Origin of the sequence: Pseudomonas sp. AMR01, assembly GCF_041946035.1 — a bacterium.
GTDB classification, from domain to species: domain Bacteria; phylum Pseudomonadota; class Gammaproteobacteria; order Pseudomonadales; family Pseudomonadaceae; genus Aquipseudomonas; species Aquipseudomonas antarctica_B.
In genome coordinates, this window is sequence record NZ_JAUTYR010000027.1 from 37,650 (window position 1) to 49,675 (window position 12,026).

At 57.8% G+C, this 12,026-nt stretch carries 11 protein-coding genes; 1 reads left to right on the forward strand and 10 read right to left on the reverse strand.

From position 1 onward, the window contains the following. Positions 1-51: 51 nt before the first annotated feature. The 4 genes from Q7C20_RS20350 to Q7C20_RS20365 form a co-directional block, all read right to left on the reverse strand. Positions 52-780, reverse strand: a complete 729-nt coding sequence (locus Q7C20_RS20350; protein ID WP_348057361.1) for a dienelactone hydrolase family protein — start codon at positions 778-780, stop codon at positions 52-54. A gap of 66 nt (positions 781-846) precedes the next feature. After that, the gene (gene htpG, locus Q7C20_RS20355; protein WP_375069784.1) at positions 847-2,751 is read right to left on the reverse strand and encodes a molecular chaperone HtpG; all 1,905 of its coding nucleotides are present in this window, start codon (positions 2,749-2,751) and stop codon (positions 847-849) included. A gap of 89 nt (positions 2,752-2,840) precedes the next feature. Further along, positions 2,841-3,293 carry a PaaI family thioesterase gene (locus Q7C20_RS20360; RefSeq protein ID WP_375069786.1) on the reverse strand — a complete coding sequence of 151 codons (453 nt, stop codon included), beginning with the start codon at positions 3,291-3,293 and terminating at the stop codon, positions 2,841-2,843. Beyond that, positions 3,290-3,766 (reverse strand): PaaI family thioesterase, encoded by a 477-nt coding sequence (locus tag Q7C20_RS20365; RefSeq protein ID WP_375069787.1) that lies wholly within the window; start codon positions 3,764-3,766, stop codon positions 3,290-3,292. The genes Q7C20_RS20360 and Q7C20_RS20365 overlap by 4 nt, the downstream gene beginning before the upstream one ends. A gap of 155 nt (positions 3,767-3,921) precedes the next feature. Here Q7C20_RS20365 and Q7C20_RS20370 point away from each other — a divergent pair, with 155 nt between their 5' ends. Continuing rightward, positions 3,922-4,179, forward strand: coding sequence for a hypothetical protein (locus Q7C20_RS20370; RefSeq protein ID WP_078741612.1), 258 nt, complete (start codon positions 3,922-3,924; stop codon positions 4,177-4,179). Positions 4,180-4,277: 98 nt separating this feature from the next. Here Q7C20_RS20370 and Q7C20_RS20375 read toward each other — a convergent pair whose 3' ends face one another. The 6 genes from Q7C20_RS20375 to odhB all read right to left on the reverse strand — a co-directional run bounded on the left by Q7C20_RS20375 (position 4,278) and on the right by odhB (position 12,014). Further along, complete coding sequence (locus tag Q7C20_RS20375; protein WP_375069788.1) at positions 4,278-5,024, reverse strand: DUF599 domain-containing protein; 747 nt, start codon at positions 5,022-5,024, stop codon at positions 4,278-4,280. Positions 5,025-5,273: 249 nt separating this feature from the next. Beyond that, a complete protein-coding gene (brnQ, locus tag Q7C20_RS20380; RefSeq protein ID WP_348057352.1) occupies positions 5,274-6,587 on the reverse strand; it encodes a branched-chain amino acid transport system II carrier protein in 1,314 nt (437 codons plus the stop codon). 417 nt (positions 6,588-7,004) lie between these two features. Then, positions 7,005-7,886: a succinate--CoA ligase subunit alpha gene (gene sucD / locus Q7C20_RS20385; RefSeq protein WP_375069790.1), complete on the reverse strand. Its 882-nt coding sequence runs from the start codon at positions 7,884-7,886 to the stop codon at positions 7,005-7,007. Beyond that, positions 7,886-9,052 carry an ADP-forming succinate--CoA ligase subunit beta gene (sucC, locus tag Q7C20_RS20390; RefSeq protein WP_133099064.1) on the reverse strand — a complete coding sequence of 389 codons (1,167 nt, stop codon included), beginning with the start codon at positions 9,050-9,052 and terminating at the stop codon, positions 7,886-7,888. The genes sucD and sucC overlap by 1 nt, the downstream gene beginning before the upstream one ends. 202 nt (positions 9,053-9,254) lie before the next feature. Continuing rightward, positions 9,255-10,691, reverse strand: coding sequence for a dihydrolipoyl dehydrogenase (lpdA, locus tag Q7C20_RS20395; RefSeq protein ID WP_375069792.1), 1,437 nt, complete (start codon positions 10,689-10,691; stop codon positions 9,255-9,257). Positions 10,692-10,790: 99 nt separating this feature from the next. After that, positions 10,791-12,014 (reverse strand): 2-oxoglutarate dehydrogenase complex dihydrolipoyllysine-residue succinyltransferase, encoded by a 1,224-nt coding sequence (odhB, locus tag Q7C20_RS20400; protein WP_375069794.1) that lies wholly within the window; start codon positions 12,012-12,014, stop codon positions 10,791-10,793. Positions 12,015-12,026: the final 12 nt, after the last annotated feature.

Consider the following 12,026-nt stretch of genomic DNA (forward strand, 5'->3'; position numbering starts at 1 on the left):
AAATGTGGGAGCGGGCTTGCTCGCGAAGAGGCCGTGACAGGCGCTGAAGAATCAGGCCTTGAACACTTCATCCAGCAAATCATGCATCGACTTGAACGCCCGCTTCGCGGTCTTCTCGTCATACATCATCTTGCCCGGCACATTGGCGTGCGGGTCGGTGAAGGAATGCACCGCGCCGCCGTAGCTCAGCAACTGCCAATCCACACCGGCCGCATTCATTTCATCTTCAAATGCTGGCAGTTGCTCTTTCGGCACTAACGGATCAGATGCGCCGTGCAGTACCAGCACTGAACCCTTCACGTGCTTGGCGCCCGCCGGGTTTTGCGTGTCGATAGTGCCGTGGAACGATACGGCAGCCTTCAACGGTGCACCGGTACGTGCGAGTTCCAGAGAGCAGAAACCACCAAAGCAGAAGCCAAAGGTCGCCAGCTTCGAGGTATCCACTGCGGCTTCGGTCTGGCCTTGCAGTTGCTCAAAAGCTGCCTGCATACGTTTGAGCAGCAACGGGTTGTCGTTCTTCAACGGCATCATTGCAGCACCGGCTTCATCGCCATTCGACGGACGCACGGTTTGCCCGTACAGGTCAGCGATCAACACCACGTAGCCTTTGCTGGCCACACTTTTGGCAATGTCTTCAGCACCCGCACTCACACCCATCCAGTTAGGCGCCATCAGCAGACCCGGCAGCGGGCCCTTGTGGCTGGCATCGAACGCGAGGCGGCTTTCATAAGACTGGCCATCAATCTGATAGACCACGGAACGCACAGTGACTTGGCTCATCATTTACTCCAGTTGAGGTGCACTAGAACGAAAAAACCCGCCGAAGCGGGTTTTTCTACAACGGTGTTAAACCGACAGTTCAACCAACAGCTTGTTCAGTCGGCGCACGTAAGCGGCCGGGTCTTTGAGGCTGTCGCCAGCGGCCAGGGCCGCCTGGTCGAAGAGGATGTGCGACAGGTCGCCAAAACGCTCTTCGCTTTGCTCGCCGTCGAGTTTCTCGATCAGCGGGTGAGCCGGGTTGAATTCGAAGATCGGCTTGGAATCAGGAACCTTCTGGCCGCTGGCTTCGAGGATCTGACGCATCTGCATGCCCAGGTCCGCTTCGCCGATGGCCAGAATCGCCGGGGAATCAGTCAGACGGTGGGAAACCCGCACTTCGCTGACCACATCGCCCAGGGAAGCCTTGATACGCTCAACCAGACCTTCTTTGGCCTTGGCGACTTCTTCAGCTTCTTTCTTCTCTTCTTCGGAGTCCAGGTTACCCAGGTCCAGGTCACCACGGGCAACGTCGACGAAGGATTTGCCGTCGAATTCGTTGAGGTAGCTCATCAGCCACTCGTCGATACGGTCGGTCAACAGCAGCACTTCGATGCCTTTCTTGCGGAAGACTTCCAGGTGCGGGCTGTTCTTGACCTGAGCGTAGGTTTCGCCGGTGAGGTAGTAAATCTTGTCCTGACCTTCCTTGGCGCGCGCCAGGTACTCGGCCAGGGACACCACCTGCTCACCGCCCTCTTCGTGCGTCGAAGCAAAGCGCAGCAAGCCGGCGATTTTTTCCTTGTTGGCGAAATCTTCTGCCGGGCCTTCTTTCATGACCTGGCCGAAGTTTTTCCAGAAGCCCTTGTATTGCTCAGGCTCGTTCTTCGCCAGTTTTTCCAGCATGTCGAGGACGCGCTTGGTCAGCGCCGACTTCATGGAGTCGATAATCGGGTCTTTCTGCAGGATTTCCCGCGACACGTTCAGCGACAAATCATTGGAATCGACCACGCCCTTGATAAAGCGCAGGTACAGCGGCAGGAAGGACTCCGCCTGGTCCATCACGAACACACGCTGCACGTAGAGCTTCAGGCCCTTCGGCGCTTCACGCTGGTACAGGTCGAACGGAGCACGGGCTGGCACGTAGAGCAGCGAGCTGTATTCCAGCTTGCCTTCAACCTTGTTGTGGCTCCAGCTCAGCGGGTTCTCGTAGTCGTGACCGATGTGCTTGTAGAACTCCTGGTATTCCTCGTCCTTGATCTCGGTACGCGGACGGGTCCACAGCGCGCTGGCGCGGTTGACGGTTTCCCATTCCAGAGCTGGCTGCTCTTCGCCTTCAGCAGCGGCCTGTTCTTTCGGCAACTCGATCGGCAGAGCGATGTGGTCGGAGTACTTCTTGATGACGTTGCGCAGGCGGTAGCCGTCAGCAAATTCATCTTCAGCGTCTTTGAGGTGCAGCACGATGCGGGTGCCACGGTCAGCCTTTTCGACGGTGGCGATTTCGAATTCGCCCTCACCTTTGGACGACCAGTGCACGCCTTCGCTCGCGGCGAGGCCGGCGCGGCGACTGAACACTTCAACTTTGTCAGCCACGATGAAGGCCGAGTAGAAGCCCACGCCGAATTGGCCGATCAGGTGTGAATCTTTTTTCTGGTCGCCCGACAGGTTCTTCATGAAGTCTGCGGTGCCGGATTTGGCGATGGTACCCAAATGGATGATCGCGTCTTCGCGACTCATGCCGATGCCGTTGTCTTCGAGGGTGACGGTCTTGGCGTCTTTGTCGAAGCTCACACGGATTTTGAGTTCCGCGCCACCTTCCAGCAACTCAGGCTTGGACAGGGCTTCGAAACGTAATTTGTCGACAGCGTCAGAGGCGTTCGAGATCAATTCGCGAAGGAAAATTTCCTTGTTGGAATACAGCGAATGGATCATGAGGTGCAGCAGTTGCTTTACCTCGGTCTGGAAGCCCAGGGTTTCCTTTTGAGTTTCCACGCTCATGGTCATCAAACTCCAATTGGATGGCAGTGGCCGCGCCCTTGGGGGTTGGCGGCGGGTTGTCATCAAAGTTGGGGGCTAAGACAGGGATTTCAAGGGCGGGCCGACTCCTCAATCTTGAAATGTGCGCGAGCGGTGGCAATCGGTTCGGCGGGTGTGCTCTGCCAGGCAGTGATCGCCACGTTCGCCACACGCCGGCCCTGACGCCACACCTGGCAGGTGGCGTAAGTATCACGAAACTGGCCTGCGCGCAGGTAGTCGAGGGAGAAGTCGATGATTTTCGGAACGCCGGGCGAGCCGGTAAACACCAGCAGGTGCAACGCGGCTGACAGCTCCATGAAGCCTGCAATCACTCCGCCGTGCAGCGCCGGTAATATCGGGTTACCAATGTTGTCCTTGTTTGCCGGCATCTTGAACAGCAGCTCATCGCCCAACCGGGTGCATTCAACGCCAATCAACCTGGCGTAGGGAATCAGGTTGAGCAGCGCCTCGTAGTTACCGCGCTCATGGGCCTGTTCGAGGCGGGTCTTGAAGCGATGCGTCATGCCTGCTCTCCCTTGAGGGTGTTGCCCAGGCCCTGCGTCCCTTTGAGGCGCTTGCCCATGCGCATGAACGTGCCCACCACATGGGCAATCGGCTGCTGCGGGTCGTCCTGGTAGGCAAAGCCGCGCGTGAAGATCACGTCAGTGGTGACCCGGTAGCACTGAGCAAAGCCGTACACCGTTTTATGCGGTTCGGCGGGATGCATGTAGTCAATGCGCAGGTCGAGGGTCGGGCACACCTCGAACTCCGGCAAAACGCACAGGGTGGCTATGCCGCAGGCGGTGTCCATCAGGGATGTCATCGCGCCGCCGTGGATCACGCCGGTTTGGGGATCACCCACGATGTGCGGCGCGTAGGGCAGTGCCAGCGTCATTCCCTCCTCGCTCGCCACATGCACGCTAATGCCCAACACTTGGCAATGGCGCAACGCCGATACAAAGCGCGCGGCACGCTCTAACAGAGGGTTTTCGGTCATTTATTTCCGGCTCTTATAGTGTGATTGCGGCGGATGTGGGCAACCGAAGAAAGTTCCTTGGTAAAAAGCTTTATATATCTGTGAGATAAAAGGAACTAATGGTGGCGCCCTAAGCTCGAAAGGCCAGTAGATATATCCATAAGGAGAAACACCCCATGCGTAAGACTTTAGCTATTTCCATGATGTTGGCCGCTGCCCTCGGTCTCGCTGCCTGCGACAAGAAGTCCGAAGACAAAGCCCAAGACGCCGCTGCACATTCTGAGCAAGCTCAGAAAGACATGGCAAAGGCACAGGATAAAGTGAACGACGCTGCAAAAGAAAACGCCGATGCTGCCAAAGCTCAGGCTGAATCGAATGCAGCCGCCGCGAAAGAAGCAGCACCTGCCGCTCCAGCAGAACCTGCCAAGAACTAATCGTCTGGCTGTTGCTGCAAAAAGAAAAGCCCGCTTAATTGCGGGCTTTTTTTTGTCTGCTGTTTTGTCAGGAATGAAGTTGAATTAAGTCCGGTACATCAGGGTTGAGGCGTAGCTTCCTTGGCCGCGTCCTGCATCGGCCCGTCGGTCGGCGTGTAGACCATCACCTGCAATACATCGGAGTGAAATTCTCGGCGATACAGCACCAGCACAACCCCGGTGCTCAGCAACATGAACAGCCATGGGCTGACAAACCAGGCGAGCATGGTCATGCCGAAGTAATACGCCCGCAGGCCAAAATTGAACTGGTTGGCGGCCATCGAAATAACCCGCGCCGCCCGCAGCGCAAACGCCTTGCGCTCCTGCTCCGACACATGCCGTTCACCCACCATCGGGGCCGAACCCACCAGCACCGCCGCAAAGTTGTACTGGCGCATGCACCAACTGAACGTGAAGAACGCGTAGACAAACACCAGCGCCAGGCACAGCAGCTTGATTTCCGACATGCCCTGGGACGCCTGCTGCACCATCGGAATGTCCGCCAACAACGACACCGCCCGCTCGGACGAACCGAGCACGGTGAGAATACCGGCGAGGATGATGAGGGTGCTGGAGGCGAAGAACGAGGCGTTGCGCTCCAGGTTACCGACCACACTGGCGTCAGCGATGCGGTTATCGCGCATCAGCATGCGGCGCATCCAGTCTTCGCGGTACAGGTGCAACACGCTGGCCAGGCATGCAGTGTCGCGGGCTTTCCAAGTGGCGTAACGGGTGTAACCGCCCCAACAGAGGACGAACCATAAAGCGGCAAGCAAATGGATTTGGTGGTTTTCGACGAACGACATACGGGTCCTTATGCGAACACGGTACTACTGTGGGAGCTGGCTTGCCTGCGATGGCGGTTTCTCAGTTGATGCCAAATTGTCTGACCCAACGCTATCGCAGGCAAGCCAGCTCCCAAATTGACCGGGCTCCAGTTTGAAATTTTGTTGACCGGTTCGACGTTAGCGCAGATGACACGACACTGCCCATGACGCATAAAAAATGCCCCGTATCGATTGATACGGGGCATTTCGGTACAGCGCAAAACAAGCTTACGCGATCGCTTCGCTGCGCTTGCCGAGCATCCGGTCAATCACCACTGCAACCACCAGCGTCATCACCGACGGCACCAGCCACGCCAGGCCCTGCTCGCTCAGTGGCAAGTGCGCCAATTGCGACGGCATCCAATCGGCCAGGCCAGCGCCCTTCAGCGCGTCGATGCAACCAAAGATGAACGACACCAACATCACAGGCCCGACGATACGGCCCTGCTCGTGCCAGAAGTCTTTGCAGAAGCTCAGGGCCACCAGCACGATGCACGGCGGGTAGATCGCGGTCAGCACCGGGATCGAGAACGCAATCAGCTTGGTCAGGCCCAAGTTGGACACAAACAACGAGAACAGCGCCAGGATCACTACCAGGGTCTTGTACGACAGCGGCAGCACGCGGCTGAAGTACTCGGCGCAGGCGCAGGTCAGGCCTACAGCAGTGACCAGGCACGCGAGGGAAATCAGCACCGCCAGGAAACCGCTGCCCAGGGAGCCGAAGGTGTGTTGCACGTAAGCGTGCAGCACTGCGGCGCCGTTAGCGGCGCCGGCGGCCACTTCATGGCTGCCCGCACCCAGGCGGAACAGGCTGATGTACACCAGCGCCAGGCCCACGCCGGCAATCAGCCCGGCAATGATCGCGTAGCGTGTGATCAGCTTCGGCGATTCCACACCGCGCGAGCGAATGGCGTTGACAATCACAATGCCGAATACCAGCGCGCCCAGGGTATCCATGGTCAGGTAACCATTGATAAAGCCCTGGGAGAACGGCGCCGCGACGTATTCCGGGGTGGCCACACCCACATCACCGGCCGGCAAGGCAAAGGCGGCGATGCCCAGCACGGCCAGGGCGATGATCTTCAGTGGCGCAAGGAAGCGCCCTACTGTGTCCAGCAAACGGCCAGGGTACAGAGAGATGAAGAATACCAGCAGGAAGTACACCGAGCTGTAGAGGAACAGCGCCAGTGGGCTCTCGCCGGTCAACGGCGCCAGGCCCACTTCAAACGATACGGTCGCAGTACGCGGGGTAGCGAACAGCGGGCCAACCGCCAGGTACGCCGCCGCCGCGAGCAGGCCGCCAGCGATCTTGCCGATCGGGCTGCTCAGCGCATCCATGCCGCCGCCGACCTTGGCCAGGGCAATCACGGTGACCACTGGCAAACCGACAGCGGTGATCAGGAAACCCAGCGCAGCCATCCATACGTGAGGCCCGGACTGCAAACCAACAATAGGCGGGAAGATGATGTTGCCGGCGCCCACAAACAGGGCAAAAGTCATAAAGCCTAACGCCAGGATGTCCTGGCTTTTCAACACTTTCATTTGAGGAAATACCACACTACTGAATCGGAATTTAGAGAGGGCTTCCCTGTGGATGAGGGAAATACTGCCGGCCCGGATGGGGGCCGACGAGTCTGGCGCGCGGCTTCCTTTTGGGATGCGCACGCATAAAGAGGCGGCTAGGGTACAGAATTAGGCTGACAAACGCACCTTTGCGGGGCGCACTGTCCGATAAGCGACATTCTAATGTCGCGTTTTCATACTTAAATTTGGTAATACAGAACAATGTGGGAGCGGGCTTGCTCGCGAATGCGGTGGGTCAGCGCAGGGTGTTTCAACTGACACACCGCATTCGCGAGCAAGCCCGCTCCCACATTTTGATCTTCGCCAATCTGTAGAACGCACAAAGGCCACCCGAAGGTGGCCTTTGTGTGGTGAAGCGTCAGCTAAGCGCGAGGCTTATTTGACAGCCCAACCCGTCAGCTCGGACAAAGCCTTGCCGATGTCTGCCAGCGAACGCACGGTTTTAACGCCTGCGTCTTCCAGGGCAGCAAACTTCTCGTCTGCAGTACCCTTGCCGCCAGAGATGATTGCGCCAGCATGGCCCATGCGCTTGCCAGCAGGGGCAGTCACACCAGCGATGTAGGAAACAACTGGCTTGGTCACGTGTGCCTTGATGTAGGCAGCCGCTTCTTCTTCAGCCGAACCGCCGATCTCACCGATCATCACGATCGCTTCGGTCTTCGGGTCTTCCTGGAACAGTTTCAGGATGTCGATGAAGTTCGAACCCGGGATCGGGTCACCGCCGATGCCGACGCAAGTCGACTGACCGAAACCGGCGTCAGTGGTTTGCTTAACAGCTTCGTAGGTCAGGGTGCCGGAACGCGAAACGATACCGACTTTACCTGGCAAGTGAATGTGACCTGGCATGATGCCGATCTTGCATTCGCCTGGAGTGATCACGCCTGGGCAGTTAGGGCCGATCAGGACTACGCCCAGCTCGTCGCACTTAACTTTAGCGTCCAGCATGTCCAGGGTAGGAATGCCTTCGGTGATGCAAACGATCAGCTTGATGCCGCCGAAAGCTGCTTCCAGGATCGAATCCTTGCAGAAAGGAGCCGGAACGTAGATAACGCTGGCGGTTGCGCCAGTTTTTTCTACGGCTTCTTTCACGGTGTTGAACACTGGCAGACCCAGGTGCTCGGTGCCGCCTTTACCAGGAGTAACGCCACCAACCATCTTGGTGCCGTATTCGATGGCTTGCTGGGTGTGGAAACTACCTTGGGAACCGGTAATACCCTGGCAGATAACCTTGGTGTCTTTATTGATCAGGACGCTCATTATTTGCCCTCCGCAGCTTTAACAACTTGTTGAGCAGCGTCGGTCAGGCTGGTAGCCGCGATGATGTTCAAACCGCTTTCTGCCAGTACTTTAGCGCCCAGTTCAGCGTTGTTGCCTTCAAGGCGAACAACAACCGGGATTTTAACGCCCACTTCTTTCACTGCACCGATGATGCCTTCGGCAATCATGTCGCAACGAACGATGCCGCCGAAGATGTTGACCAGTACTGCAGCGACGTTGGAGTCGGACAGGATGATCTTGAACGCTTCGGTAACGCGTTCTTTGGTAGCACCGCCGCCCACGTCGAGGAAGTTGGCTGGCTTGCCGCCATGCAAGTTGACGATGTCCATGGTACCCATGGCCAGGCCAGCACCGTTGACCATGCAACCGATGTTACCTTCCAGGGCTACATAGTTCAGTTCGAACTTGGCAGCGTGCGCTTCGCGCGGATCGTCTTGCGACGGATCGTGGAAAGTTTTCAGCTTAGGCTGACGGTACATGGCGTTGGCGTCGATGTTGATCTTCGCATCGAGGCAGTGCAGATCGCCGTCAGCCTTGATCACCAGCGGGTTCACTTCCAGCAGAGCCAGATCGTGATCCTTGAACAGTTTGGCCAGACCTACGAAGATCTTGGCGAACTGGGCAACTTGCTTGCCTTCCAGGCCCAGCTGGAAAGCCAGCTCGCGACCCTGGAATGGCTGAGCGCCAACCAGTGGATCGATAGTGGCTTTCAGAATTTTTTCTGGGGTTTCGTGAGCGATTTTCTCGATGTCCACGCCACCTTCGGTGGAAGCCATGAACACGATGCGACGGCTCGAACGGTCAACGACAGCGCCCAGGTACAGCTCTTTAGCGATATCAGTGCACGATTCAACCAGGATCTTGGTGACTGGTTGGCCATTGGCATCAGTCTGGTAAGTCACCAGACGCTTGCCCAGCCACTGCTGTGCAAAGGCCTTGGCGTCTTCTTTGCTGCGAACCAGCTTAACGCCGCCCGCTTTACCGCGACCACCAGCGTGGACCTGGGCTTTGACAACCCACTCGGTACCACCGATTTTGTCGCAAGCTTCTGCTGCTGCTTCCGGGGTGTCTACTGCGTAACCCTTGGAAACTGGCAGGCCGTATTCAGCGAACAGCTGCTTACCCTGATACTCGTGAAGATTCATGCTTTTTACCGTCTTCGTTAGGTACTGCGCATTCGGCGCTGCGCTCATTATGAGTGCCGCGCCACCTGTGACTGCTGCTTGTACAGCCTGCTGGGCTCAAGGCCCGTAAAGCTGCACAAGACTGCGTCCAGCGGACATTCCGCGGTGAGTCTTGCGCGCAAGGCTCACGACGGGCAACCGCCGTGGTTTCTTATTATCTCGCTTAGCGCTTCTTGCGGTTGGCGATGTGGATGGCGCCGCCATTCACAGCCAACGCTGCTTCGTGCAACGCTTCGGACAGGGTCGGATGGGAGAAGACCATCATGCCCAAGTCTTCGGCACTGGTGCCGAATTCCATACCGATCGCGCCTTGCTGAACCAGTTCTGCAGCGCTCGGGCCAATCACGTGGACGCCCAATACGCGGTCAGTCTTGGCATCAGCGATGACTTTAACAAAACCACCGGTGTCGTTGGCTGCCATGGCACGGCCAGATGCAGCAAACGGGAAGGTGCCGACGTTAACTTCAACGCCTTCAGCTTTCAACTGCTGTTCGTTCTTGCCGACCCATGCAATTTCCGGGTGGGTATAAATAACCGACGGGACCAGGTCGTAGTTCATCTGGGTCTTGTGACCCTTGATGCGCTCGACAACCATGACGCCTTCTTCGGAAGCCTTGTGCGCCAGCATCATGCCGCGAACCACGTCACCAATCGCGTAAACGCCTGGCACGGTGGTAGCGCAGTGATCGTCAACGTGGATGAAACCACGCTCGTCGATGTTCACGCCGCTGTCGGAAGCCAGCAGGTCGGTGGTCACCGGACGGCGACCCACGGCTACGATCAGCTTGTCGAACGTGATGGTCTGCTCGCCTTCCTTATCGGTGTAGGTCACAACGACTTCATCGCCATTGACCTTGGAACCGGTAACACGGGCGCCCAGCTTGATGTCCAGACCTTGTTTGGTCAGGGTTTTCAGCGCTTCCTTGGAGACTGCGGTGTCGGCAGCCAGCAGGAACGTGTCCAGGGCTTCCAGCACAGTCACTTCAGAACCCAGACGGGACCATACCGAACCCAGTTCCAGGCCGATCACGCCAGCGCCGATCACGCCCAGACGTTTGGGAACAGCCTGGAATTCCAGGGCGCCGGTAGAATCGACGATCACGTTCTGGTCAACAGGAGCAGGCGGAATGTCGATTGGACGCGAACCTGGTGCCAGGATCACGTTTTCGGCTTCGATGATTTCAGTCGAACCGTCCGGCTTGGTGATTTCAACTTTCTTGCCGGCCAGCAACTTGCCGTGGCCTTGCAGGGAAATCACGCCGTTGGCCTTGAACAAGGTCGCAACGCCGGAAGTCAGGCCTTTAACGATGTTGGCTTTACGGCCGACCATTGCAGGTACGTCAATGGTCACGCCAGCATGGTTGATGCCGTGGATGGCGAAACCGTCCTGGGCTTCGTGGAATTTCCAGGAGCTGTCCAGCAGCGCCTTGGAAGGAATGCAACCAACGTTCAGGCAAGTACCGCCCAGTGCCAGTTTGCCTTCCTTGTCGGTGTATTTTTCGATGCAAGCAGTCGAGAGGCCCAGTTGTGCGGCCTTGATGGCAGCAACATAGCCGCCAGGACCTGCACCAATCACTACGACGTCAAATTTCTGTGTCATGAAAATAGATCCTCTATTTGCGACAAGCTTCTAGCTCCAGGCTGCAAGCCAAGCTGCTTTCTCTTACAGCTTGTAGCTCGCAACCTGGAGCTGCTTCAATCAGATATCCAGCAGCAGACGAGCCGGGTCTTCCAGCAGGTTCTTGATGGTCACCAGGAAAGTCACGGCTTCTTTACCATCGATCAGGCGGTGATCATACGACAGCGCCAGGTACATCATCGGGCGGATCACGACTTGGCCGTTGATTGCCATAGGACGCTGCAGAATGTTGTGCATGCCCAGGATCGCAGCTTGCGGCGGGTTAACGATCGGCGTCGACATCATCGAACCGAAGGTACCACCGTTAGTGATGGTGAACGTACCGCCGGTCATTTCGTCGATGGTCAGCTTGCCGTCACGGGCTTTCTTGCCGAAGCCAGCAATGCCGCCTTCGATTTCAGCCAGGCTCATCAGCTCGGCGTTACGCAGCACCGGTACCACCAGGCCACGGTCGCTGGACACGGCAACGCCGACGTCTGCATAGCCGTGGTAAACGATGTCGGTGCCGTCGATCGAAGCGTTGACTGCCGGGTAGCGTTTCAGCGCCTCGGTAGCCGCTTTCACGAAGAACGACATGAAGCCCAGGCGTACGCCGTTGTGGGACTTCTCGAACAGGTCCTTGTACTTCGAACGCAGGGCCATGACTTCGGTCATGTCGACTTCGTTGAACGTGGTCAGCATGGCCATGTTCGACTGTGCTTCAACCAGACGCTTGGCCACGGTGGCACGTACGCGAGTCATCGGTACGCGCTTCTCGGTGCGGTCGCCAGCGGCGAACACAGGCGCAGCGGCAGCCGGGGCAGCAGCCTTGGCAGGTGCGGCAGCTGGAGCGTTTTTCTTGGCTTCAACCGCAGCAACCACGTCTTCCTTGGTCACACGGCCATCTTTGCCGGTGCCCTTGATGGACGCCAGGTTGATGCCGTTTTCTTCAGCCAGCTGACGGGCAGCCGGTGCAGCGATTGGGTCTTCAGCGCCAGCAGCCGGAGCGGCGGCAGGTGCAGCAGCGGCAGCCGGGGCAGCAGCGGCAGGTGCAGCGCCAGCAGCGCCGCCCTCTTCGATCGAACCCAGTACCTGGTTCGACAGGACGGTGGCGCCCTCTTCAGCAACGATCGCGCCCAGCACGCCGTCAGCTTCGGCCAACACTTCCAGAACGACTTTGTCGGTCTCGATGTCGACGATCAGGTCGTCACGCTTGACGGCCTCGCCTGGTTTCTTGTGCCAGGTGGCAACGGTGCCATCGGCAACCGATTCCGGGAATGACGGGGCTTTGATTTCGATAGCCATTATCTGTGGGTC

Excerpts from the sequence above, each read along its gene's own strand:
- htpG (WP_375069784.1), bottom strand. The coding sequence starts at position 2,751 with ATGAGCGTGGAAACTCAAAAGGAAACCCTGGGCTTCCAGACCGAGGTA.
- brnQ (WP_348057352.1), bottom strand. The coding sequence starts at position 6,587 with ATGAAAGTGTTGAAAAGCCAGGACATCCTGGCGTTAGGCTTTATGACT.
- sucC (WP_133099064.1), bottom strand. The coding sequence starts at position 9,052 with ATGAATCTTCACGAGTATCAGGGTAAGCAGCTGTTCGCTGAATACGGC.
- Q7C20_RS20350 (WP_348057361.1), bottom strand. The coding sequence starts at position 780 with ATGAGCCAAGTCACTGTGCGTTCCGTGGTCTATCAGATTGATGGCCAG.
- lpdA (WP_375069792.1), bottom strand. The coding sequence starts at position 10,691 with ATGACACAGAAATTTGACGTCGTAGTGATTGGTGCAGGTCCTGGCGGC.
- sucD (WP_375069790.1), bottom strand. The coding sequence starts at position 7,886 with ATGAGCGTCCTGATCAATAAAGACACCAAGGTTATCTGCCAGGGTATT.
- Q7C20_RS20365 (WP_375069787.1), bottom strand. The coding sequence starts at position 3,766 with ATGACCGAAAACCCTCTGTTAGAGCGTGCCGCGCGCTTTGTATCGGCG.
- Q7C20_RS20370 (WP_078741612.1), top strand. The coding sequence starts at position 3,922 with ATGCGTAAGACTTTAGCTATTTCCATGATGTTGGCCGCTGCCCTCGGT.
- Q7C20_RS20360 (WP_375069786.1), bottom strand. The coding sequence starts at position 3,293 with ATGACGCATCGCTTCAAGACCCGCCTCGAACAGGCCCATGAGCGCGGT.
- odhB (WP_375069794.1), bottom strand. The coding sequence starts at position 12,014 with ATGGCTATCGAAATCAAAGCCCCGTCATTCCCGGAATCGGTTGCCGAT.
- Q7C20_RS20375 (WP_375069788.1), bottom strand. The coding sequence starts at position 5,024 with ATGTCGTTCGTCGAAAACCACCAAATCCATTTGCTTGCCGCTTTATGG.